At 57.4% G+C, this 22649-nt stretch carries 20 protein-coding genes and 1 other RNA gene; 8 read left to right on the forward strand and 13 right to left on the reverse strand.

The window, feature by feature from the left end; translation table 11 throughout:
* Positions 1-128 precede the first annotated feature (128 nt).
* Positions 129-440: a ribosome assembly RNA-binding protein YhbY gene (gene yhbY, locus KFJ24_RS12470; RefSeq protein WP_250831419.1), complete on the forward strand. Its 312-nt coding sequence runs from the start codon at positions 129-131 to the stop codon at positions 438-440.
* An 86-nt stretch (positions 441-526) separates the two neighbouring features.
* Here yhbY and greA read toward each other — a convergent pair whose 3' ends face one another.
* The 7 genes from greA to grpE form a co-directional block, all read right to left on the reverse strand.
* A complete protein-coding gene (gene greA / locus KFJ24_RS12475; protein WP_250831420.1) occupies positions 527-1006 on the reverse strand; it encodes a transcription elongation factor GreA in 480 nt (159 codons plus the stop codon).
* A 4-nt stretch (positions 1007-1010) separates the two neighbouring features.
* A complete protein-coding gene (gene carB / locus KFJ24_RS12480) occupies positions 1011-4229 on the reverse strand; it encodes a carbamoyl-phosphate synthase large subunit (protein ID WP_250831421.1) in 3219 nt (1072 codons plus the stop codon).
* Positions 4230-4310: 81 nt separating this feature from the next.
* Entirely contained in the window at positions 4311-5441 is a 1131-nt protein-coding gene (gene carA, locus KFJ24_RS12485; protein ID WP_250831422.1) for a glutamine-hydrolyzing carbamoyl-phosphate synthase small subunit, read from the reverse strand.
* A gap of 295 nt (positions 5442-5736) precedes the next feature.
* A complete protein-coding gene (dapB, locus tag KFJ24_RS12490) occupies positions 5737-6537 on the reverse strand; it encodes a 4-hydroxy-tetrahydrodipicolinate reductase (RefSeq protein ID WP_250831423.1) in 801 nt (266 codons plus the stop codon).
* 24 nt (positions 6538-6561) lie between these two features.
* Positions 6562-7695 (reverse strand): molecular chaperone DnaJ, encoded by a 1134-nt coding sequence (gene dnaJ / locus KFJ24_RS12495; protein WP_250831424.1) that lies wholly within the window; start codon positions 7693-7695, stop codon positions 6562-6564.
* A 77-nt stretch (positions 7696-7772) separates the two neighbouring features.
* Positions 7773-9698 (reverse strand): molecular chaperone DnaK, encoded by a 1926-nt coding sequence (gene dnaK / locus KFJ24_RS12500; RefSeq protein ID WP_250831425.1) that lies wholly within the window; start codon positions 9696-9698, stop codon positions 7773-7775.
* A gap of 90 nt (positions 9699-9788) precedes the next feature.
* The gene (gene grpE / locus KFJ24_RS12505) at positions 9789-10394 is read right to left on the reverse strand and encodes a nucleotide exchange factor GrpE (protein WP_250831426.1); all 606 of its coding nucleotides are present in this window, start codon (positions 10392-10394) and stop codon (positions 9789-9791) included.
* A 284-nt stretch (positions 10395-10678) separates the two neighbouring features.
* Here grpE and recN point away from each other — a divergent pair, with 284 nt between their 5' ends.
* Positions 10679-12358 carry a DNA repair protein RecN gene (recN, locus tag KFJ24_RS12510; protein ID WP_250831427.1) on the forward strand — a complete coding sequence of 560 codons (1680 nt, stop codon included), beginning with the start codon at positions 10679-10681 and terminating at the stop codon, positions 12356-12358.
* A 76-nt stretch (positions 12359-12434) separates the two neighbouring features.
* Here the strand turns inward: recN and fur are convergent, their stop codons facing one another.
* On the reverse strand, positions 12435-12845 hold the full coding sequence (gene fur, locus KFJ24_RS12515) for a ferric iron uptake transcriptional regulator (protein WP_250831428.1): 411 nt from the start codon (positions 12843-12845) through the stop codon (positions 12435-12437).
* A gap of 122 nt (positions 12846-12967) precedes the next feature.
* Between fur and KFJ24_RS12520 the strand changes: the two genes are divergently transcribed.
* Positions 12968-13294, forward strand: a complete 327-nt coding sequence (locus KFJ24_RS12520; RefSeq protein ID WP_250831429.1) for an outer membrane protein assembly factor BamE — start codon at positions 12968-12970, stop codon at positions 13292-13294.
* 8 nt (positions 13295-13302) lie between these two features.
* On the opposite strand, the gene KFJ24_RS12525 is transcribed toward KFJ24_RS12520, so the two are convergent.
* From KFJ24_RS12525 to KFJ24_RS12535, 3 genes are all read right to left on the reverse strand, one after another.
* A complete protein-coding gene (locus tag KFJ24_RS12525; protein ID WP_250831430.1) occupies positions 13303-13584 on the reverse strand; it encodes an RnfH family protein in 282 nt (93 codons plus the stop codon).
* Positions 13584-14027: a type II toxin-antitoxin system RatA family toxin gene (locus KFJ24_RS12530; protein WP_250831431.1), complete on the reverse strand. Its 444-nt coding sequence runs from the start codon at positions 14025-14027 to the stop codon at positions 13584-13586. The genes KFJ24_RS12525 and KFJ24_RS12530 overlap by 1 nt, the downstream gene beginning before the upstream one ends.
* Positions 14028-14097: 70 nt before the next feature.
* Positions 14098-15729, reverse strand: coding sequence for a sodium-dependent transporter (locus tag KFJ24_RS12535; protein ID WP_250831432.1), 1632 nt, complete (start codon positions 15727-15729; stop codon positions 14098-14100).
* Between the two features lie 180 nt (positions 15730-15909).
* Here KFJ24_RS12535 and smpB point away from each other — a divergent pair, with 180 nt between their 5' ends.
* The 3 genes from smpB (at position 15910) to ssrA (ending at position 18400) form a co-directional block, all read left to right on the forward strand.
* The gene (smpB, locus tag KFJ24_RS12540; RefSeq protein WP_250831433.1) at positions 15910-16389 is read left to right on the forward strand and encodes an SsrA-binding protein SmpB; all 480 of its coding nucleotides are present in this window, start codon (positions 15910-15912) and stop codon (positions 16387-16389) included.
* A gap of 137 nt (positions 16390-16526) precedes the next feature.
* Entirely contained in the window at positions 16527-17945 is a 1419-nt protein-coding gene (locus KFJ24_RS12545) for a WS/DGAT/MGAT family O-acyltransferase (protein WP_250831434.1), read from the forward strand.
* 90 nt (positions 17946-18035) lie between these two features.
* Positions 18036-18400, forward strand: a transfer-messenger RNA (tmRNA) gene (gene ssrA / locus KFJ24_RS12550).
* 75 nt (positions 18401-18475) lie between these two features.
* Here ssrA and KFJ24_RS12555 read toward each other — a convergent pair.
* Positions 18476-19822: a S41 family peptidase gene (locus KFJ24_RS12555; RefSeq protein ID WP_250831435.1), complete on the reverse strand. Its 1347-nt coding sequence runs from the start codon at positions 19820-19822 to the stop codon at positions 18476-18478.
* A 178-nt stretch (positions 19823-20000) separates the two neighbouring features.
* Between KFJ24_RS12555 and KFJ24_RS12560 the strand changes: the two genes are divergently transcribed.
* Positions 20001-20657 (forward strand): SDR family NAD(P)-dependent oxidoreductase, encoded by a 657-nt coding sequence (locus KFJ24_RS12560; RefSeq protein WP_250831436.1) that lies wholly within the window; start codon positions 20001-20003, stop codon positions 20655-20657.
* A gap of 180 nt (positions 20658-20837) precedes the next feature.
* Positions 20838-21725 carry a chemotaxis protein gene (locus tag KFJ24_RS12565; protein ID WP_250831437.1) on the forward strand — a complete coding sequence of 296 codons (888 nt, stop codon included), beginning with the start codon at positions 20838-20840 and terminating at the stop codon, positions 21723-21725.
* Here the strand turns inward: KFJ24_RS12565 and KFJ24_RS12570 are convergent, their stop codons facing one another.
* Positions 21726-22607 (reverse strand): hypothetical protein, encoded by an 882-nt coding sequence (locus tag KFJ24_RS12570; protein ID WP_250831438.1) that lies wholly within the window; start codon positions 22605-22607, stop codon positions 21726-21728. It abuts the gene before it with no gap.
* Positions 22608-22649 lie beyond the last annotated feature (42 nt).

A 22649-nucleotide genomic window follows, 5' to 3' on the forward strand; every position in this document is an offset into this window, starting at 1 on the left:
CCTGACCGTAAGTGTTAACGGCAATTTTTAACAGAGGGTGATCTGTTACAATTCCTCAATTATACGATTATGCCAGCGATAGAGATCGCTGACCTTTTGTTAATTGCACCGATAAAAGAGATTACATCATGAGTCTTTCACCGGAACAGCGCCGGGAATACCGGGCCATTGCCCACAACTTGAAGCCGGTCATCATAGTTGGTGACAAAGGCCTGTCGGAAGGACTTCAGGAAGAGCTGGAGCGCGCGCTCAACGATCATGAGCTGATTAAAATCAAGGTGGCCAGCCAGGATCGTGAAGTCCGCCAGGAAGCCATTACTGCCTTGTGCGAAGCCGCAGGCGCGGAACTGGTACAAAGCATTGGCAAGATGGCGGTTATACTCCGCCGTGCCAAGAAGCCCAACCCGAAGCTGTCCAACCTGCAGCGCCACAAGCAGTAAACGACAACCGCTGCTGTAAAAGCAGAAACAAAAAAGCCGGCTGAGAAGATTCCAGCCGGCTTTTTTTTGTACGAGCTACATCAGTATCAGACGTACTCTACCTCTTCGATTTCGTACTCCACGGTACCTGACGGCACACGAATAGCCACCACATCGCCTTCACTCTTGCCGACGAGCGCCCGGGCAATGGGAGAGGAGATGGAAATCTTGCCAGCCTTGATGTCGGCCTCGTCCTCGCCAACGATCTGGTAGACAACCTGTTCATCGGTATCCATGTTGAGCAGATGCACCGTGGTACCGAAAATGACCTTCCCGGTATTTTCAATGGTGGTGACATCAATCACCTGGGCCGCGGACAGCTTGCCTTCAATCTCCTGAATACGCCCTTCGATAAAGCTCTGCTGCTCACGCGCGGCATGGTATTCAGCGTTTTCTTTCAGATCACCGTGTTCACGGGCATCGGAAATTGCCGCGATAACCCGCGGACGGTCTTTGGACTTCAGCGTGTGAAGTTCCTCACGAAGGCGGGTCTCACCCGCCTGAGTCATCGGTACTCTATCAGCCATAGTCTCACTTTCCTGCGTGAAGATCCTGGAGGCGACGTACAGTGCGCTCCGGGCCAAACTTGATGGCCCGGCAGAAGGCTTCCCCGCCCGCCAGTGTCGTTGTGTAGGTCACCTTGGCCTGCAATGCGGACTGGCGAATCTGAGCCGAGTCGGAAATCGCCTTGCGACCTTCAGTTGTGTTAATAATCAGTTGAGCCTTGCCGTTCTTGATCGCATCCACGATGTGCGGACGGCCTTCGCGAACCTTGTTCACCCGCTCAACTTCGATACCTGCTTCCCTGAGGGCTTTGGCGGTACCGGTAGTTGCAATCAGCTTAAAGCCAGCCTCGACCAGGTCACGAGCAACCTTGGCGGCACCGGGTTTGTCTACATCGCGCACAGAGATGAAGGCAGTACCCTGGGCCGGCAATCGCTCACCGACGGCAAGAGCCGACTTGGCAAAGGCTTCGTCAAAGCTGTCGCCCAGCCCCATCACCTCACCGGTCGACTTCATTTCCGGCCCGAGGATCGGATCCACCGCCGGGAACTTGTTGAACGGGAACACCGACTCTTTCACCGCGAAATAGTCCGGCACAATCTCCTCGGTGAAGCCAAGCTCCGCCAGGGTCTTGCCCGCCATGACACGGGCCGCCACCTTGGCCAGCGAGACACCGATGGCCTTGGACACGAACGGCACGGTCCGGGAGGCCCGCGGATTCACTTCAATCACGTAGATCTCGTCATCCTGCCAGGCCAGCTGGACGTTCATCAGGCCGATAACATCGAGCTCGATGGCCATCTTCTTCACCGCCTCGCGCATCTCATCCTGCACTCCGGCAGGCAGGCTGTACGGCGGCAGTGAACAGGCAGAGTCACCGGAGTGCACGCCCGCCTGTTCGATGTGCTGCATGATACCGCCAATGACCACATCCTTGCCGTCACTGATGGCATCAATGTCCACCTCAATGGCGGCATTGAGGAAGTGGTCCAGCAGCACCGGGCTGTCATTGGAGACCAGCACGGCGTTGCGCATGTAGCGCACCAGCTCTTCCTCGTCGTAGACGATTTCCATGGCCCGGCCACCCAGCACGTAGGACGGACGAACCACCAGCGGATAACCGATGTCCCGGGCCGCCAGGATGCCTTCCTCATGACTGCGCACGGTGGCGTTTTCCGGCTGCTTCAGGCCCAGGCGGGTAATCATCTGCTGGAAGCGCTCACGGTCTTCGGCGCGGTCGATGGCGTCCGGGCTGGTGCCGATGATCGGCACACCGGCCGCTTCCAGGCCACGGGCCAGTTTCAGCGGGGTCTGGCCACCGTACTGCACGATCACGCCCTTGGGCTTCTCGACGTGGATGATTTCCAGCACGTCTTCCAGGGTGATCGGCTCGAAGTACAACCGGTCGGAGGTGTCGTAATCGGTGGACACGGTCTCCGGGTTGCAGTTGATCATGATGGTCTCGTAGCCGTCCTCTCGCATGGCCAGGGCCGCGTGCACACAGCAGTAATCGAACTCGATGCCCTGGCCGATCCGGTTCGGGCCACCACCGATGACCACGATCTTTTCGCGATCGCTGGCGTCCGCCTCGCACTCTTCCTCATAGGTGGAGTACATGTAGGCGGTGTCGGAGGCAAATTCTGCGGCGCAGGTATCAACCCGCTTGTAGACCGGACGGATGTCCAGATCGTGACGCAGCTTGCGCAGGCTCACTTCGGAGAGGCCCAGCAGCTTGGCCAGGCGGGCATCGGAGAAGCCCTTGCGCTTGAGGCGGAACAGGGTGGCCTGATCGATGTCGGCCTTGCCGGCGGACTTCAGCGCCTGCTCTTCCCGAATGAGGTCTTCGATCTGCACCAGGTACCAGGGGTCCACGTGGGTGTGCTGGTGCAGGTCATCCACGCTCAGACCGGCCCGGAACGCGTCACCGATGTACCAGATGCGGTCGGCTCCGGGCACGTTCAGCTCGCGGGTCAGGGTTTCCTGGGAGTCCTGGGAGCTGAGGTCGTCCAGTTTCTCGTCGAACCCTTCGGAGCCCACTTCCAGGCCGCGCAGGGCTTTCTGCAGGGATTCCTGGAAGGTGCGGCCGATGGCCATCACCTCACCCACGGATTTCATCTGGGTGGTCAGGCGGGCGTCGGCCTGGGGGAACTTCTCGAAGGTGAACCGGGGAATCTTGGTGACCACGTAGTCGATGCTGGGCTCGAACGAGGCCGGGGTGACGCCGCCGGTGATTTCGTTGCGCAGCTCGTCCAGGGTGTAACCCACCGCCAGCTTGGCCGCCACCTTGGCAATCGGGAAGCCGGTGGCCTTGGAGGCCAGCGCCGAGGAGCGGGACACCCGCGGGTTCATCTCGATCACCACCATACGGCCGGTGTCGGGGTTGATGCCGAACTGGACGTTGGAGCCGCCGGTTTCCACCCCGATCTCACGCAGGACCGCCAGCGAGGCGTTCCGCATGATCTGGTATTCCTTGTCGGTCAGGGTCTGGGCCGGGGCGACGGTGATGGAGTCGCCGGTGTGCACGCCCATGGCATCAAAGTTTTCGATGGCACAGACGATGATGCAGTTGTCCGCCTTGTCGCGGACCACTTCCATCTCGTATTCCTTCCAGCCGATCAGGGATTCGTCGATCAGCAGTTCGTTGGTCGGGGACAGGTCCAGGCCGCGGAGACAGATTTCCTCGAATTCATCGCGGTTATACGCGATACCGCCACCGGAACCACCCATGGTGAAGGACGGACGGATGATGCACGGAAAGCCGATGTCGTCAGCCACTTTCCACGCTTCTTCCATGGAGTGGGCGATGGTAGCTCGAGGGCACTCGAGGCCGATCTTTTTCATGGCTTTGTCGAAGCGGTCCCGGTCTTCGGCCTTGTCGATGGTGTCGGCATTGGCGCCGATCATTTCCACGCCGTGCTTGTCCAGAATGCCATGGCGCTCCAGATCCAGCGCACAGTTCAGCGCGGTCTGGCCGCCCATGGTGGGCAGCAGCGCGTCCGGCTGCTCTTTCTCGATGATCTTCTCGACGGTCTTCCAGGTAATCGGCTCAATGTAGGTGGCATCGGCCATCACCGGGTCGGTCATGATGGTCGCCGGGTTGGAGTTGACCAGAATAACCCGGTAGCCCTCTTCCCGCAGCGCCTTACACGCCTGGGCTCCGGAGTAGTCAAACTCGCACGCCTGCCCGATCACTATCGGGCCTGCGCCCAGGATCAGGATGCTTTTAATATCGGTACGTTTTGGCATGTCTTGGTAAACCTGTCAGCAACTTTTAAATTCTTGCAGCGCACAAAGGCAGCGCCCGTGAGTATCCCGTAACAACCCGCCTCAGGCGGATCGCATTTTCATCAGACGGATAAACTCGTCAAACAGGGGCGCCACATCGTGAGGGCCGGGGCTGGCTTCCGGGTGTCCCTGGAAGCTATAGGCCGGCTTGTCGGTCCGGCGGATGCCCTGCAGCGTGCCGTCAAACAGGGACTTGTGAGTCGCCTCCAGATTGGCCGGCAGTGTTGCCTCGTCAACGGCAAAACCGTGGTTCTGGCTGGTGATCATCACCGTGCCTTTGTCGAGATCCTGAACCGGGTGGTTTGCGCCGTGGTGGCCGTGGCCCATTTTCATGGACTTGGCCCCACTGGCGAGCGCCAGTAACTGGTGCCCCAGGCAAATGCCGAACACGGGGATCTCGGTTTCCAGCACCTCCTGAATCGCCTTGATGGCATAGTCGCAAGGCTCAGGGTCACCAGGACCGTTGGAAAGGAAGATGCCGTCAGGGTTCATTGCGAGTACTTCGGAAGCCGGCGTCTGGGCAGGCACCACGGTAATTTCGCAGCCGCGGGACACCAACATGCGCAGGATGTTGAGCTTGACGCCGTAATCCCAGGCCACAACCTTGAACTGCGGCTCTCCAGCCTCGCCGTACCCGTCATTCAGAGTCCACTCACTCTGGCTCCAGCTCCATTTTTTCTCGGAGGTGACTTCTTTCGCGAGGTCCATGCCTTTCAGGCCCGGGAAGGCCTTGGCAAGCTCAAGGGCACGCTCAGCGGTAGCATTTTCACCAGCGACCACGGCGCCGTTCTGGGAACCCTTGTCCCGGAGGATGCGGGTCAGGCGACGGGTGTCGATGTCGGCAATTCCAACAATATTGTTGCTTCGCAGGTAGTCGTCCAATGTCCCCTTGCTACGCCAGTTGCTGGCCGTCAGGGGCAGATCACGGATGATCAGGCCGGCAGCGTGGATGCGATCTGACTCTACGTCTTCTTCATTAACACCGGTGTTGCCGATGTGAGGATAGGTCAGAGTTACGATCTGGCGGGAGTAGGACGGATCCGTCAGGATTTCCTGGTAACCGGTCATGGCGGTGTTGAACACCACTTCACCGCTGGTTTCTCCGTCAGCGCCAATGGCGGTGCCGTAGAAAAGACTTCCGTCTGCGAGTGCAAGGATTGCGGGTGTGCTCAAGGCTTGTATCCTCATCGAGTGGCGTATCGGTTCGTCACGAACAGGAACGCAAGCGCAAATTCAGCTCGCAAAAAAGCGAGAGGGAGTCAAAACTCCGTCCCGCTTTTTTGTAGGCCGGGAACGGTTTTTGTTCCCAGGGCGTTTTTTCAAAACTACGCTTGGTGCAGTTAAACCGCCTTATTGTAAAAAATATGGCGCTTTATGTCCATGTGAAATCACCCTATCCGCGTTACCGGCCGGCAGGCAAACGCTTCCTATGGGAACGTAAACTGAGCGTTCGCTTCTGAGCTGCGGGCTATTTCAGCGACAGCACATCCTGCATATCGTAAAGACCAGCAGGCTTGTCTTTCAGCCACAACGCCGCCCGCATTGCACCCTTGGCAAAGGTCATGCGACTGCTCGCCTTATGGGTGACTTCAATACGCTCGCCCTCGGTGGCAAACAGCACCGTGTGCTCACCGACCACATCACCGGCGCGAATGGTTTCGAAACCGATCTCCTTACGGGTGCGCTCACCAGTAAAGCCTTCGCGGCCATAAACAGCACATTCCTTCAGGTCACGGCCGAGGGCATCCGCCACGACCTCGCCCATACGCAGAGCGGTGCCTGAGGGCGCGTCTTTTTTGTGGCGGTGGTGGGCTTCGATAATTTCCACATCGTAGTCATCACCCAAGGTAGCTGCGGCAGTGCGCAGGAGATTGAGGACAACATTGACCCCCACACTCATGTTGGGCGCAAACACCACCGGAGTGGATTCTGCCGCCAAAGCCAGCTGCTCTTTTTCGGCATCGGACATGCCGGTCGTGCCGATGACGAGCATTTTGCCGTTGGCTGCGCAGAATTCGGCGTTCTCCAGGGTCAGGTCCGGGAAGGTGAAGTCGACAAGCACATCGAAATCATCCTTCACGTCGGCGAGGCCACCGGCCATTTTAACGCCGGTTTTGCCAATGCCGGTCATTTCACCGGCGTCGGCGCCGACCATGCTGCTACCTGGCGTAACGACCGCCGCACCCAGTTCGAGACCTTCGGTGCCGTCAACGGCTTCGATCAGCACTTTGCCCATGCGCCCGGCGGCGCCGATGATTGCTACCCTCATGATCGGATTCCCTTTTTCAGCCCGTCAGAATTTCATTTCGTCGAAGAAGCTTTTCACACCCTCAAACCAGGAGGTTTTCTTCGGGGCATGATGAGTGCCGTTACCCGCGTCGAGTGTTTCCTGAAATTCTTCCAGCAATTCCTTCTGGCGCTTGGTCAGATTGACCGGCGTTTCAACCATCACGCGGCAGAGCAGATCACCGGCCGGACCACCGCGTACCGGGCTGACGCCCTTGTTACGGAGACGGAACAGTTTACCGGTCTGGGTTTCCTCGGGAATCTTCAGTTTTACACGACCATCCAGTGTTGGCACTTCCAGCTCACCGCCGAGAGTCGCATCCACGATGCTGATCGGCACTTCGCAGTAAAGGTTGCGACCGTCGCGGGTGAAAATGGAGTGCTCACGCACTGCGATCTGAACATACAGGTCGCCGGGGGGGCCACCATCAATGCCTATCTCACCTTCGCCAGAGAGGCGAATTCGGTCACCGGTATCCACGCCGGGCGGAACCTTGACGGACAGCGTTTTCTCTTCCTGAATACGACCCTGACCGTGACAGGCCTTACATGGATCCTTGATGATCTGGCCGGCACCACGGCATGTCGGGCACGCCTGCTGAACGGTAAAGAAGCCCTGCTGCATACGCACCTGCCCCATACCTTTACAGGTACCACAGGCTTCCGGGCGTGAGCCTTTTTCAGCGCCACTGCCATCACAGACTTCACACTCTCTGTGGCCAGGAATCTGGATCTGGACGGTCTTGCCTTTTACCGCCTCTTCAAGGTCCAGCTCAAGCGTATAGCGCAGGTCGGCACCGCGGGTGTTACGGCCTCGACCGCCGCCTCCGCCAAAGATGTCACCGAAGACATCACCGAAAATATCGGAGAAGCTGGCACCGCCACCGCCTCCGCCGAACCCGCCACCGGCCTGACCGTCTACGCCGGCATGGCCGAACTGGTCATAGGCGGCTCGCTTGGACTGGTCTGCCAGTATTTCGTAGGCTTCGCTGGCATCTTTAAACTTGTTCTCGGCGTCGGTGTCGTCCGGGTTACGGTCGGGGTGATACTTCATCGCGAGCTTTCGATACGCTCGCTTGATTTCCTTCTCGTCCGCATCCCGGGAAATCCCGAGAATCTCGTAATAATCGCGCTTGGCCATGCTTTAAAACCCTGTTTTTAAACGCGGAAAACGCGGGGAACTCCCCGCGTTTTCCAACTGCCTGATGTACGTCAGAATTACCGCTTGTCGTCGTCTTTGACTTCTTCAAACTCGGCATCAACGGCGTCGTCGGCCTGCTTGGCCTGAGCTTCTTCCTGCTCACCTGCCTGCTGCGCCTGATCACCCTGATCTGCGTACATTTTCTGCGCCAGCTCGGAAGACACTTCCGTCAACTTCTGGGTCTTCGCCTCGATGTCGTCCTTGTCCGAACCTTCCAGAGCAGTTTCCAGCTCCTTGATAGAGGCTTCGATAGACTCTTTCTCGCTCTCGCTGACCTTGTCACCGGCTTCGGTCAGGGTCTTGCGTACAGCGTGAACCATGGCATCACCCTGGTTGCGCACCTGAACCAGCTCTTCGAACTTGCGATCTTCCTCGGCATTGGCCTCGGCGTCCTGCACCATCTTCTCGATCTCGTCATCGTTCAGGCCAGAAGACGCCTTGATCACGATGGACTGCTCTTTGCCAGTGGCCTTGTCCTTCGCGGACACGTTCAGGATACCGTTGGCATCGATGTCGAAGGTGACTTCGATCTGCGGAACACCGCGCTGTGCCGGCGGGATATCGGCCAGATCGAAACGACCCAGAGACTTGTTCTGCTGCGCCTGCTTACGCTCACCCTGAACCACGTGAATGGTGACCGCGGTCTGATTGTCATCAGCGGTGGAGAACGTCTGCGACTTCTTGGTCGGGATCGTGGTGTTCTTGTCGATCAGCGGAGTCGCTACGCCACCCATGGTTTCGATACCCAGGGTCAGCGGCGTTACGTCCAGCAGCAGCACGTCTTTCACGTCGCCGGAAAGTACGGCGGCCTGGATGGCAGCACCCATTGCCACGGCTTCATCCGGGTTCACGTCTTTACGCGCTTCTTTGCCGAAGAAATCCTTAACCTTTTCCTGCACCAGCGGCATACGGGTCTGACCACCGACCAGGATGACCTCGTCGATTTCACTTCCGCTCATGCCTGCATCTTTCAGAGCCACTTTACACGGCTCGAGGCTGCGCTGAACCAGATCTTCTACCAGCGACTCAAGCTTGGCGCGGGTCAGCTTCACGTTCATGTGCTTCGGACCACTGGCATCGGCAGTGATGTAAGGCAGGTTCACATCAGTCTGCTGACTGCTGGAAAGCTCGATTTTCGCCTTTTCACCCGCTTCCTTCAGACGCTGCATGGCCAGGGAGTCACCGCGCAGATCAATACCGCTGTCCTTCTTGAACTGATCCGCCAGGAATTCGATGATTTTCAGGTCGAAGTCTTCACCACCCAGGAAGGTGTCACCGTTAGTGGCCAGTACTTCGAACTGGTGCTCGCCATCGACATCGGCAATCTCAATGATGGACAGGTCAAAGGTACCGCCACCAAGGTCATAGACTGCTACAGTGCGGTCACCGCTCTTCTTGTCCAGGCCATAGGCCAGGGCAGCCGCGGTCGGCTCGTTGATGATGCGCTTCACTTCCAGACCGGCAATCTTGCCTGCGTCTTTGGTCGCCTGGCGCTGGCTGTCGTTAAAGTAGGCCGGAACAGTGATAACCGCTTCAGTTACTTTCTCGCCCAGGTAATCTTCCGCAGTCTTCTTCATCTTCTTCAGAACTTCTGCAGATACCTGAGGCGGAGCCATCTTCTCGCCCTTAACCTCTACCCACGCATCGCCGTTGTCAGCCTTGGCGATTTTGTACGGCACCATCTTGATGTCTTTCTGAACCACATCGTCTTCAAAACGACGGCCGATCAGACGCTTGATGGCATACAGGGTGTTGTGCGGGTTGGTAACGGCCTGACGCTTCGCAGACTGGCCAACCAGCGTTTCACCATCATCGGTATACGCAATGATGGAAGGGGTGGTGCGATCACCCTCGGCGTTTTCAATAACTTTTACCTTGTCACCATCCATGATGGCCACGCAGGAGTTTGTGGTTCCCAGATCGATACCAATAATCTTGCTCATTGAGTCACTCCAATTCTTCTGAATACTTTCCCGGAAAAATTAATCCGGCTTTCGCCATTTACTGGCTATATTGGCGCTTTAATCGGCTTTTCAAGCCTGCTCATCAATTTTTGGTCCGTCTGCCGCCTTGGCTACAACAACCATGGCCGGGCGCACCACGCGACCATTGAGCAAATACCCTTTCTGCACTACAGCAACGACACTGTTCGGCTCTGCATCAGGAGCCGGCACCATGGACATGGCCTCGTGTTGCTGCGGATCGAACGGCTCACCCGCAGGATTCAGCTGTTCAACATTGAATTTTTTCAGGCTCGCCATGAACAGGTCGAGCGTCATCTCAACACCTTCGCGAATGGAGGCAACCAATTCACCGGTGTTCTCGTTGGCTTCGGTGCTTTCTACCGCTTTTTCAAGGCTATCCGCTACCGGGAGCAATTCTTTAACGAATTTTTCCAGGGCAAACTTGTGGGCCTTCTCCACATCTATCTCAGCTCGACGGCGCACATTCTGCATCTCCGCCTGGGAGCGCAACATTTGCTCCTGAGCTTCCTGGACCTGGGCCTGCAGGGCCTCCATCTCGGACCCTTCGCCCTCGGTGCCGGGATCTCCACCTGCCTGAGCCTCCTCGGCCGCAGCTTCGGTGGCGTCCTTCAGCTCATCCTCTACCTGTTCGTTGCGCTTTTCGTCAGTGCTCATGACTACTCCTGCTGGATTTCCGGCGGCCAGCTTCACACCGGCCGATTAAACATGGCTTCCGGCCGCAGCGAGCCGGAAAACTGTATTTGCGAACGAATATGGGGCCCCGATGCCAGGTTTCAACCACCACACACCTCAATTCTGAAGAAATTCCCATCCTCACATTTGCAAACAGCAAAAACCCTGTATATATTCACAGTCACTGTATGAAATCACAGTGTTTTGCCAGATCCCTTTCATTGACTGGCCAATACACTGGCTCGAAAGACGCGGAGGTCATCTGCATGCTCACACAGCTTACGGTTTCCAATTACGCCATTGCCGAACGGGTAGAACTCCAGTTCAGCAAAGGTATGACAGCACTGACCGGCGAGACCGGTGCCGGCAAATCCATTGTTCTGGATGCGCTTGGGCTGGCCATGGGTGGCCGGGCTGACGCCGGCGCGGTGCGTCATGGAGCAAAGCGGGCAGATATAACGGCAACCTTCGACGTATCCAGCATTCCCGAGGCCGTCCAGTGGCTGGAAAATCACGAACTCGATGACGATGACGACTGCATTCTGCGCCGGGTAATCAGCAAGGATGGGCGTTCGCGTGCCTACATCAATGGCCAGCCCTGCCCCCTCGCCCATCTGAAGGATCTCGGCGGTGTGCTGATGGATATTCACAGCCAGCACCAACACCAGTCTCTGCTGCGCAAAGAAACTCACCGCAAACTGCTGGACGAGTTTGCCGGCGTGGAAAGCCTGGCGGCAGACACCCACGCAGCCTGGAAAACCTGGAACCAGACTCGCCAGCGCCTGACCGAACGCCAACAAAACGCAGACGAAGCGGAAGCGAAACTGCAGTTGCTGAGATACCAGGTGGAAGAGCTGGACAAACTGGCCCTGGAAGCAGGTGAGCAGGAGCAGCTGGAACAGGAGCAGGCCCAACTGAGCCAGGCCGATGCCGTGCTGCACAGCAGCCATCAGGCCGCCCAACTATGCACCGAAGAGGAAACCAGCGCCGCAGACCTGGTACGCCAGGCGCTTCAGCAGCTCGAGCAGTTACCGGTCGAGGTGCCTGCGTTGGCCGAAACCATCCAGATGCTGAGCGAAGCCCAGATTCAGATCAGCGAAGCGGGCGACAACCTGCGCCGTTTTGTGGACGACTACGAGGCCGACCCGGTTCGCCTGGAAGAGGTAGAGGAACGCCTGAGCGCGATCTATCAGATGGCCCGGAAACACCGCATCACGCCGGAAGAACTGACGGTTCTGCATCAGCGGTTGAGCGCGGAACTTGCGGAGCTGGACAACGGTGAAGGCAGCCTGGAGCAACTGGAGGCAGAGCTGGAGAAGCAGCGCGCAAACTTTGACGCACTGGCCGGCAGACTGACCGACGCTCGCGAGCAGGCCGCCGTGGAGCTGGACCAGCGCATTGCTGAAGAACTGGCACCGCTGAGCATGCCGTCGGTGCAATTTGTGACTCACCTTAACCGCAACACCAACGGCGAACCGGCGCCTCACGGCCAGCAGGATATTGAGTTTCTGGTCAGCGCCAACCCGGGCCAGCCTGCTCGCCCGCTGGCAAAAGTCGCCTCCGGCGGTGAACTGTCCAGAATCAGCCTGGCCATTCAGGTGGTGGTCGCCCAGACCTCAACCACCCCAACCCTCGTGTTTGACGAGGTAGACGTGGGCATTGGCGGCGGAACCGCCGAAGTGGTCGGTCGCCTGCTCCGCAATCTTGGCGATAACGGCCAGGTCCTGTGCGTCACCCACTTGCCCCAGGTGGCAGCGCAGTGCCATCAGCACCTGTTTGTCAGCAAGTTTACCGAACAGGACACCACCTTCTCGAAAATTGAAACACTGGATGATCAGGGAAGAATCAGTGAAGTGGCGAGGATGCTGGGGGGCGTAGACATGACGGAACACACCATCGCACATGCCAAAGAAATGTTTTCCAAGGGACAGGCGACCCATCACTGAATTGCCTGAAAAACCTCTACTCCTCTCGATCCTGAGAGCTTTCGGGGCGGGTACACCAACCCGCCCCTTTTTTTGCTTATGACTTGGCTGGCTTCACGTAAAGAATCAGGCTGTGATCAACGATCTCATAGCCGTGCTCTTCGGCAATCTTTTTCTGACGCTCCTCGATAACCTCATCGACGAACTCGATTACTTCACCGGTTTGGGTACAAACCATATGATCGTGATGATCATCGCCGGCCATTTCAAAAACCGCGTGACCACCTTCAAAATTATGGCGCAGCACAAGGCCCGCTGCTTCGAATTGTGTCAACACCCGATAAACCGTTGCCAGGCCCACGTCATCTCCCTGCTCCAGAAGCTTCTTGTAAACGTCTTCTGCACTCAGGTGGTGCTCGGCGGCATTCTCCAGAATATTGAAGATTTTTACTCTTGGCAGAGTAACTTTGAGACCGACTTTTCGTAATTCGGCGTTTTCAGATGGCATGTTACTATTCACTCTTTGGTGTGCCTCACGGCTTCCGGTATGATGAAGCCGCCATTTAACGGTCAACCCGTGTCACACCTGCCCCTGGCAGGCGAATTCAAGATAGAGGATTTCCCCCGGCGATGCAAAAGCTCACAGCTCTCATTCTCACTCTCGTTTTGTCAGGATGTGTCTTCCCAGGCGTCTACAAAATCAACGTCCAGCAAGGCAACATCGTGACCGATGAAGAGCTTACCTCGCTGACCGAGGGCATGCCCCGCAGCCAGGTACATGCGGTGATGGGCACTCCCCTGATGCTAAACCCGGTCAATCCTTCCCGGGAATACTACGTGTACACCTTCCAGCGCGGCGGCGGTGATATCCGGGAACAGCGGATCGTGGTCTACTACGACAATGACCGGTTTTCCCATTACGAAGCCCAGCTACTTGAGGAAACCCCCGCTTACTAAATAAGCGGTCAGGCTTTTTTCTTCGCCCGATTCAGGCGTGCCTGTTTCGGGTCTATCTTCAGCGGACGATACAGCTCGACCCGGTCCCCCTCCCTCAATTGGTGGGCGGTCGGATCCTTGATCACCTTGCCAAAAATGCCCATATCGATGGCGTCGGGATCAATCTCCGGGAAAATTCCGGAAATACCGGACAGCTTAACGGCTTCCAATGCCGTGGTGCCGTCAGGCACTGTTACTGCCACGATTTCCTGCTTGTCCGGTCGAGCGTAGGCAACTTCCACAATCGGCACTACTTACCTCCCCGATAAAGATCATCTGCCCGACGGCAGAACGCATCCACCATGGTGCTCGCAGCCTGGCTGAAGACCTGACCAAATGCCATGCGGGACAGTGAGCCGGAAAATTCGAATTCGAGAGCCAGAATAACCTTGCAGGCGTTGTCATCCAGCGGCTTGAAGTGCCACCGGCCCGTCAGATTGCGGAAGGGGCCATCAACCAGATTCATCTCAATGGCCTCTGGCATCAGTAGCTGGTTACGCGTGGTCAGGATATGCCGGACGCCCCCCTTGGCAATCTCCATGGATGCCGTAACCTGACTGGAATCCTGGTCATGAATTTCCGTACTGGCACACCAGGGCAAAAACTCCGGGTAACGGGCGACATCATTAACCAGATGGAACATGCGCTCGGCCGAGTGCATAACGAGGGCTGTTTTATCAATCTGATGGGGCATTGGAACCGGTTGTCCTGCTTACAAACACGATGTGATAGTGAATACGGGCATCTTTGGAAAACGGCCTGTATCAGACGCTATGATAAAGGATATCGCCTCCTTTGGGGGCATTTTCCGTTGGTGATGGCTGCGCCCCGGACTTTTCCGCCTCTGCCTTCTTCTCCGAAGCCGGCAGCGTTGGATCATCGGCTTCCTCACCCGGCTCCGCCGTTGACGCCTGCCCTTCCGGCTCTCCTGTTTCGAGTACCGGCTCCTCATTCAATTCAGAAAGAGCAGCAGCGGGCTGGCCGCACCAGAGCGCGTTACTGCCAGTGTCACACAGGCTGGTAAGCGAGAATGCGGTGTACTGGAGACCGATGTAAGCGACGACCACCGGCAGAACCAGCCGCATTACCCAGAACCAGATGGCAGAAAACAGTCTCGGCGCCTGCCCGAGGATCCGATGGGACAGGCTGCGGGTCAGGCACCAGCCGGTAAACACCGCAATCAGGATGGCAACAATAGGAATGAGCAGACCACCGGTAATCATTTCAAGCCAACGGAAAACCGTGGCGCCGGCGTAACGATCCTGGGCCCAGAGATTGAACGAAAGCAGTGACGCCAGCCCGGCAAACCAGACCGCCAACCCCGCGATCAGCGCGGACCAGCCCCTGGGCGCCCCGGCCCACTCCTGCAGCCATCCCACCACCGGCTCCAGGAGACTGATAGCGGTCGTCCAGACCACCATCACCACCATCAGGAAAACCGCCGCGATCACAAACTGGCTCCCGGGCAACTGCGCCAGGGTGACGGGCAACGAAACGAACAACAGACTGAACCCACGTTCGCCATCAAAGCTGCTGATGTCGGCCGCTACCGCATAGATCATCAGGCCCGCCAGCATGGCGACCAGGGTATCCATCAGCACCACAGCCAGGATCGAGCGCTTCAATTGAGTATCTGGCGCAGTGTACGCACCAAAAATGGCCCACACTCCCATGCCAAGCCCCAGGGTAAAGAAGGCATGAAACAATGCGGCCTTGAGACTTTCCAGCGTTACGTCCTGGGGGTGCATTTCAAGGATGTGGCTGACGGCTCCATCAATCCGCCCGTGCCAGGCCGCGAGGGCAAAAAGAGCCAGCATCAGCAGCAGGCTACCGGGCACCACGATTCTCAGGGTTCGCTCAAGGCCGTTCACCACTCCCTGCACTGACACCCAAACCACGAGAATCATAAACAGGGCATGCCAACCCATGAAAACCCGGTATTCCCGCGGGTCCGACACAAGGGCTGCGAGAATGCCTGTGGCATCCGCCAGGTCCGTGCCGGAAAAGCGCCCCATCGCACCGAAGAAAATATAGGCCAGGGCAATGGAGCCAAATACGGCGGTAAAAGAAAGCACCACGAATGCCGCCACAATACTGAGGCGCCCGGCCAGCATCCAGGCTCGAGAGACCTTGGCGCTGCGGATAAAGCCATCCATCGCCAGCACAATGCCATGACGTGCATAACGCCCCAGGGATGCCTCCGTGACCATCAGGGGCAGCGTCACCAGCAACAGGCAACCCAGATACAGCAGAATAAACAGGCCACCGCCATGCAGACTTGCGAGGTAGGGAAACTGCCACAGGTTCGCGAGACCTACGGTGGCGCCGACCGCGGCCCAGAAAAATGTGGATTTGCGGGTAAAGGACCCGATGGCTGTCTGATACGGCGTAAGCATTCGCATCCCTGATAGGTTCCGGCCCCACATTGTAGCCGATGGCCCCCTTTGTGTACGAACCACCCAACGCCATAACGCCGATTTCGTGACCGGTCTGGCACTCCTGAGCTACAATGCGCGTTTTGCCGGCAAACCCGCCGGCCGACTCGTTCATTCGTCCGACCCCGGATAATCTGATTCATGAGTAAGAAAAAGCCCGGAACGCCGAGCAGTACCATCGCCCTTAACAAAAAGGCGAAACACGAGTATCACATCGAGGAACGCTTTGAGGCGGGTCTCGCCCTGCTGGGCTGGGAAGTCAAATCCCTGCGCGCGGGCAAGGCGCAGTTGGTGGACGCCTATGTGTTGCTGAAAAATGGCGAAGCCTGGTTGCTGGGCGCCCACATTACCCCGCTGGTCGCGGCCTCGACCCATGTGATTGCAGACCCGACCCGCACCCGGAAACTGCTGCTTCACGCCAAGGAAATTGCCAAAATTATCGGCAAGGTCAACCAGACTGGTCGCACCTGTGTTCCGCTTGCCCTGTACTGGAAAAAGAACAAGATAAAGTGCGAGATTGCCCTGGTTACAGGCAAGAAACAGTTCGATAAGCGCGCGACCGAGAAAGAGCGTGACTGGAACCGCCAGAAGCAGCGCATCCTGCGCGACGCCAACGCCTGATCTTCAGCGCCACCAATCTCTGAATACCTGACATCGGTCATATGCGGCACACGCCAGTGTGTCGCATACTCCTCCTCTTGCGCACTTTTTCATCAGGCCTATACTCGGGATCCTGGTACATGGCAAAGGGAGGGCTTATGTCACCAACTCAAACACCGATGTCCGCTGTCGACCGCGCCTGGCTGCGAATGGACACGCCCCAGAACCCCATGATGATCTGTGGGGTGTGGATGCTAGAACGTCCCATTTCCATGAAACGCCTCAGGCACACGATTGAAGAACGTTTCCTGTGCTTCAGCCGCTTCCGGCAACGGGTGGTGGATACCGGAGACCGCGCTTACTGGCAGGATGACCCCCTGTTTGACCTGGACAACCACCTGCACCAGATCGCCCTGCCGGGCAAAGCCGACAAAGCGGAACTCCAGAAATTGGCCAGCGACCTGAACAGTACTTCGCTGGATTTCCGGCAACCGCTCTGGCAAATGCATTACATCGACAATTATGAGGGCGGCAGCGCACTGCTGATTCGCATCCACCATTGTATTGCCGATGGCATCTCGCTGGTTCGGGTCATGCTGTCACTGACCGACAAGACCCCCGAACCCAGACTGAAAAAAGTCGCATCGAAGCATCATTCAAAGCCACAACAGAGATCCGCAATCCAGAAACTGCTCCACCGCGCGGTCGACAACACCCAGGCCGCCACCCATCAGGCCAGGTTGTTCATTCAGTCCGTTCGGGAGGAGCCTAGTTACCCCCTCAAACTGGCGTCGACCGCCGGCGACGTGGCCCTGGACCTTATCAAGCTTGGCCTGGCGCCCTTTGAGCCCAAAACCGGTTTGAAGCAGCCGCTTTCCGGGCGCAAACAAGTGGCCTGGGCAGACCCTCTGGACCTGGCCGAAGTAAAAGCCTGCGCCAAGGCTCTGGGTGGCACCATAAACGATGTACTGCTGTGCACGGTCACCGGGGCTCTGCAGCGGCATTTTGCAGCGCACAAGGAAGCCATCCCCGATTCCGGCATCCGCGTTGCCGTCCCGTTCAACCTGCGGCCTCTTGATCAACCCATAGAAACCCTCGGTAACAAGTTCGGCCTGGTACTGGTTACCCTGCCGGTGGAAGTGAAGGACCCGATCATGTGCTTCCGGCAGGTACAGGAAAACATGAACCGGCTTAAGCAGTCCTATCAGGCCCAGGTCACCTACAGCCTTCTTGATTTATTCGGCCGCGGCCCTGACATCATCGAACGGCGGGCACTGGACCTGCTCAGCAACAAAGCGTCTGCCGTACTGACCAACGTTCCGGGCCCGAAAGAGGCACTGTACCTGGCGGGCAGTAAGCTGACCCAACCCATGTGCTGGGTGCCCCAGAGCGGCAATATCGGCATCGGCATGAGTATTCTCAGTTACGCCGGCACCGTTCAGTTCGGCATTACCGTCGACAAGGCCATCCACGCCGACCCAAATGCCGTGATGGACTATTTCCGACAAAGCTTCCAGGCCCTGAGCCACGCGGCCCTGGCAGGCCGGCAAGGCGGGCCGGAACTCAAAGCGGGATAGGTTTCGTAGGTACAACTACAGGCCGAAAGCACAAAACAGCAACAAACAACCCTTGAAGTCCGGCAAACCGGACACATATACTGTCGGTAAGGGGACGACATGGCTTCGACGCCGGTGGCGAACCCTTGAGTGCATGTCGAGATGGCAGCCAATCTCGTTAATCCAAAGCTGCAACGCAATAGTCGCAAACGACGAAAACTACGCACTAGCAGCGTAAGCTGCTAGTCGTCCTGACTGGGTCGCCCGTAGCCCAGAGCTACATCTCAGGACGTCATCGCTTACGGGATGCTCCGTTATCCAGAGCTCACTGGCTAACGGCTAAGATTTAAAGAGATCGTCTCTTGCACCCTGACCTTCGGGTCGCTTGAGATTAAATTAATAGAAGGACACTAAGCATGTAGACCCTCAAGGCTGAGTACTGGCGGACGCGGGTTCAATTCCCGCCGTCTCCACCAACCAACCGAAAAGGCCCCTGATTTCAGGGGCTTTTTTTCGTTCTGGATCTCCAATAAATTAAAAAAGCACACCCATCACCCACCAACCAACTTGAGCACCCGCTCCAGCATCGGATCCTTGCCCTCCTCACGCCCCTTCCGACCAAGATAGTGCAGTCGGATATGGGGCGGGATGCCGACATCTTCGTATACCTCACCGTCGTAGGCCCGGTAGATTTCGTTGGATAACGTCAGGTGCCAGCCATTTGGCAGGTGGCGCTCGAGGGTGTCGGAAAGGATACCCTGGGTGGGCTCGCCAATCAGGGTCAGGCGGGGGTGCTGCAGTAACGAAAGCACAAAGATTTCCGCAGCACTGGCCGTCAGCTCACTGGTCAACACAAACAGGTTGCCACGGTAGGTCTCGCTGGCAGGAGCCACATGGATGGGCTGCTTGCCGGTGAACCCGTCGCCATGGCGGGCGGACTTGGTGAACGCCAGCCGCTTGCGATCCATCAAATAGGCGGCAAACCGAAGCGCGACGCCATCATAGCCCCCGCCGTTACTGCGGAGATCCACGACCAGATTGGGTAGCTCGCCAATGTCGGCCAGCACCCTCTGCATCAACCCGTCAATGGCACTCAGGTCCGCCGCTGGCTTACCCGTCTTGCCACTTTGCCCGGCCATGGCCCGGATATGCAGGTAACCGGTGGTGTCGTTGAGGCGGCCCCACTCCACCAGCCGGTTGCCGCCATGGCTAACGCCATTGCCGAGATAGTCCTCGTGGATGACGTCGTGCAGCCATTCCTTCAGATCCCCCAGATAGCTGGTGAGTTCGCGGTCGTCGTTGGCGTCTTCAAGCTCCCGTGTCAGCCGCTGGTAAAGTGCGGGTTGAGCACCGGCACTATAGTGGCTCGAGGGGGTATGCAAGCGGATATGGCCGTCCTTCAGTGGCCGCAGCATGGCCGCCATAGTGGCAAACAGGGTTTCCCGCGAGCTGTTCGCGTTAATCTGCGGGCGATAGGTCTCGTACGCCTGGTCCCACGCCACACCTTTCAGTTCAAACAGGGCATACTGCTCGTGGAAGGTTCGCCAAAAGATTTCAAAGTTGTATTCGGGATCTTTGGGGTCATGCCTCCGGGCTTCAGCGGCATTGGCCGGCAAGGCTTTCAAGCGACGAAAGCTGATGCGCGCCACACCACTGACACGATGGGCACTGAACGCCTGCCCGCCCGGGGATACCACCAGGTCTTCGTAATAATGATTGAGTTCCTCGAGACTGCCCGTATAGAGTTTTCGGCAACTGATGGCGGTTTCTTCAAACAGGGTGTACCGGTCGTGCTCTATCAGCAGTATCTTGCCGTAACCTTGTGAACGCCAGACACCCTGAAGGTTTTCGAAAGCAGGGGCAGATAGGGAATGGTTTTGCCGTTGGCCAGGCTTCATAGCGCGCTCCAGGTCCGTTTGTGCGACGCTTGGAGGCAGAGGGGGGCACTCATCCTCGCATCGTATGGATCCTTATGAATACAGCGTAGCCAGTTCAGAGCCAAAAGGTAACTTAACTATGCCGGCAGGCTTCCATACCGGCCGCCATCACGCTTCCAGAGGTTAAGGAGATTGTCGGATGTCGATACTGATTACGGGTGCCAATCGTGGCATCGGTCACGCATTATCCAGGGCGTGGCAAAGTTCGGGAACAGAGGTCATTCAGACAGCCCGAAACTCACCTGGCATGGAACCATTGGATGTTGCCGACCCTTCCAGCATCAAAGAACTTGCGGAACGGCTCGAAGGGCAGCCAATCTCTACCCTGGTCTGCAATGCCGGCGTTTCTCTGGATAAGTTCGATGAGCTGGAAACGGGATACGCCCCGGAGCTCTGGGCGGAGTCTTTTGCCGTGAATGTAACGGGTGTCTTCCTGGTGATTCAGGCGCTGTTACCCAATTTGCGAGCCAGCAGAGACGCCGGCATAGCCCCGAAAATCGCGATCATTGCCAGCCAGATGGGATCACAGAACTCACCGGCCGGTAACCGGTTTATTTATCGCGCCTCCAAGGCCGCAGCGATAAATCTGGGGCGCAACCTGGCGGTAGATCTTGAGAGTGATGGCATCGCCGTGGGCATCTACCATCCGGGCTGGGTGGCAACGGACATGGGCGGCGACTCGGCGGATCTGACGCTTGATGAAGCTGTACCGGGGCTGCGCAAACAGATTGATGAGCTCACACTATCCGAAACCGGGTGTTTTAAATCCTGGGATGGGTCCGATTGTGAGTTCTGAGCGCCTGAAGGATTTAGTCACCATTTGAAACAAAGCTGTTCAATCATGCCTGAGGGCAAAGCTGCTATTATTGCTACACATTCTTGGCACATAAGCATTTCTTGTCCGGTGCCACACTGAGTTGATAGTTCAAAAAGCTCCTGCTCTCGGGGGCTTTTGTATTTGAAAGGATCCGGATTTATGTCCAGCAAGGCGACGCAGACCCAAAAACTTTTGCTGTTCCGGCTGTCTGGTAGCCGGCTGTTCGGGCTCGGTACGCTGAAGATCCGGGAAATTCTTCCGTTCATGCACCTTACCAAGCTTCCCCACAGCCACCATGCGGTTATTGGTACCGCCACGTTCCGGGGCTCAGCGGTGCCGGTGATTGATATGGCGGCTGCGGTTGGTTATCCGCCGTTAACCAAAGAGGAACAGGAGAAGGCTTCCATCATCATCACGGATATCCAGCGTCAGGAGATCGGCTTTCTGGTGCGCGGTGTCCAGCAGATCATTGAGGCGGACTGGAAGCACGTCATGCCGCCGCCCAAGGCGCTTGGCGATAAGGCATTTATCACCGGTTTACTGGATGTAGACGGGGATATTATCCAGTTGCTGGATGTAGAGTTGTTGCTGGCGAAGGTCTACCCCGAATCCCTGAATACGGACGATGTCGTGCTCACGGACGTTCAGAGCGGCACCCTGAAGTCCGTCAACATTCTGCTGGTGGACGATTCCCAGGTGGCCCGCAAGCAGCTGAGCGATGTCCTGGACAGCAAGGATATCTCTTACCAGGTCACCTCCAATGGTGACGAGGCCCTGCAGATCCTCCTGAAAGATGAAGAGTTGGGGCGCCCCATCGACATTCTGGTCAGCGACATTGAAATGCCGGGGCTGGATGGCTATGAGCTGACCTTCAACATTCGCGACAATAATACCCTGAAGCAGCCCTACATCATTCTGCACACCTCCCTGAACAGCGAGATGAGCCTGAGCTACGCCAACCAGGTTGGCGCCAATGAAGCACTCACCAAGTTCGATGCAGACGAGTTGCTGCAGGCCATGCTGCGAGGCACAGAGCAGGCGGGGTAACTACCCCTCTGAACTGAAACGCTGGCCCAGGTTCGCAAAGAAGGCCTCGGTCTCGGCACGAATCTCTGCCAGCTTCGTTTCCCATTCCTTCCGGTGACGGTTAAAGGTCTCGTCGCTCAGACGGGTGAAACGATCGCCGGTTTCAGACAGGGTACGGCTCGCATCTGCGAGAGTTTCCATGTTGGGGTCGTCCAGCGCCTCCCCCTTGTTGTCCAGATCCCGGGCTGCCTGCTCGAGAATGATCCGATCTTCAGGGGGTGCCTGCTCGTCATCCTTGAGCGCCTCCTCAACCGATTCTTGCAGCTCCTTCATGGCGTCCTGGAGCGTTTCCCCGAAATCGTCCATGGCCTCCTGAGCCCGGCGGCTCATCTCGGAGGAATAGGTTTCAAAGTCGCGGGCAAACTCATCCATGCTGGCTTCAAAATCGTCGGATGACGATGAAAAGCTCTGGGAAAGCTTCTCACCCAGCTTGTTCAGTTCGCCCATGATGCCGCGAAACGGTGATGGGTTAAGAATCGCCTCGCCAGTGCGCTGGTAATCCACACGCCAGCCTTCGGCACCCTGAACCAGATAGGTGATCAGCTCCAGCCGTTCCCCTTCAGAGCCATCTTCTGCCGGCAGGCGGGTAACAATGTTCGCTTCACGGCCCTCAATGACTACCCGGCCAAACGATGGGACGGCATTGGTCCAGTTGCGCTTGTAGCTATCAAACTCGGCCGATTCCGTCAGCGTGGAGAAATCCACCACATCACCGGCGTCGTTATCGGCCATCGCCTGCCAGAAGGCCGCGGCAACTTCCTGCGGGCTTTCAGGGCTGCTACAGCCCGCAAGGAGACTCAGAAAAACAGCCGTTATCAGGCCACGTAACAGAGAACAGGGCATTGCGATATTTCCTTCAACTCAGAGTCCGGTCAGCATAATACA

Origin of the sequence: Marinobacter sediminum (assembly GCF_023657445.1) — a bacterium.
Lineage (GTDB): Bacteria > Pseudomonadota > Gammaproteobacteria > Pseudomonadales > Oleiphilaceae > Marinobacter > Marinobacter sediminum_A.

What these genes read in the sequence shown, in the direction of transcription:
- yhbY (WP_250831419.1), top strand. Translation starts at nt 129, where the DNA reads ATGAGTCTTTCACCGGAACAGCGCCGGGAATACCGGGCCATTGCCCAC.
- greA (WP_250831420.1), bottom strand. Translation starts at nt 1,006, where the DNA reads ATGGCTGATAGAGTACCGATGACTCAGGCGGGTGAGACCCGCCTTCGT.
- carB (WP_250831421.1), bottom strand. Translation starts at nt 4,229, where the DNA reads ATGCCAAAACGTACCGATATTAAAAGCATCCTGATCCTGGGCGCAGGC.
- dapB (WP_250831423.1), bottom strand. Translation starts at nt 6,537, where the DNA reads ATGAGGGTAGCAATCATCGGCGCCGCCGGGCGCATGGGCAAAGTGCTG.
- dnaJ (WP_250831424.1), bottom strand. Translation starts at nt 7,695, where the DNA reads ATGGCCAAGCGCGATTATTACGAGATTCTCGGGATTTCCCGGGATGCG.
- dnaK (WP_250831425.1), bottom strand. Translation starts at nt 9,698, where the DNA reads ATGAGCAAGATTATTGGTATCGATCTGGGAACCACAAACTCCTGCGTG.
- grpE (WP_250831426.1), bottom strand. Translation starts at nt 10,394, where the DNA reads ATGAGCACTGACGAAAAGCGCAACGAACAGGTAGAGGATGAGCTGAAG.
- recN (WP_250831427.1), top strand. Translation starts at nt 10,679, where the DNA reads ATGCTCACACAGCTTACGGTTTCCAATTACGCCATTGCCGAACGGGTA.
- fur (WP_250831428.1), bottom strand. Translation starts at nt 12,845, where the DNA reads ATGCCATCTGAAAACGCCGAATTACGAAAAGTCGGTCTCAAAGTTACT.
- KFJ24_RS12520 (WP_250831429.1), top strand. Translation starts at nt 12,968, where the DNA reads ATGCAAAAGCTCACAGCTCTCATTCTCACTCTCGTTTTGTCAGGATGT.
- KFJ24_RS12530 (WP_250831431.1), bottom strand. Translation starts at nt 14,027, where the DNA reads ATGCCCCATCAGATTGATAAAACAGCCCTCGTTATGCACTCGGCCGAG.
- KFJ24_RS12535 (WP_250831432.1), bottom strand. Translation starts at nt 15,729, where the DNA reads ATGCTTACGCCGTATCAGACAGCCATCGGGTCCTTTACCCGCAAATCC.
- smpB (WP_250831433.1), top strand. Translation starts at nt 15,910, where the DNA reads ATGAGTAAGAAAAAGCCCGGAACGCCGAGCAGTACCATCGCCCTTAAC.
- KFJ24_RS12545 (WP_250831434.1), top strand. Translation starts at nt 16,527, where the DNA reads ATGTCACCAACTCAAACACCGATGTCCGCTGTCGACCGCGCCTGGCTG.
- KFJ24_RS12555 (WP_250831435.1), bottom strand. Translation starts at nt 19,822, where the DNA reads ATGAAGCCTGGCCAACGGCAAAACCATTCCCTATCTGCCCCTGCTTTC.
- KFJ24_RS12560 (WP_250831436.1), top strand. Translation starts at nt 20,001, where the DNA reads ATGTCGATACTGATTACGGGTGCCAATCGTGGCATCGGTCACGCATTA.
- KFJ24_RS12565 (WP_250831437.1), top strand. Translation starts at nt 20,838, where the DNA reads ATGTCCAGCAAGGCGACGCAGACCCAAAAACTTTTGCTGTTCCGGCTG.
- KFJ24_RS12570 (WP_250831438.1), bottom strand. Translation starts at nt 22,607, where the DNA reads ATGCCCTGTTCTCTGTTACGTGGCCTGATAACGGCTGTTTTTCTGAGT.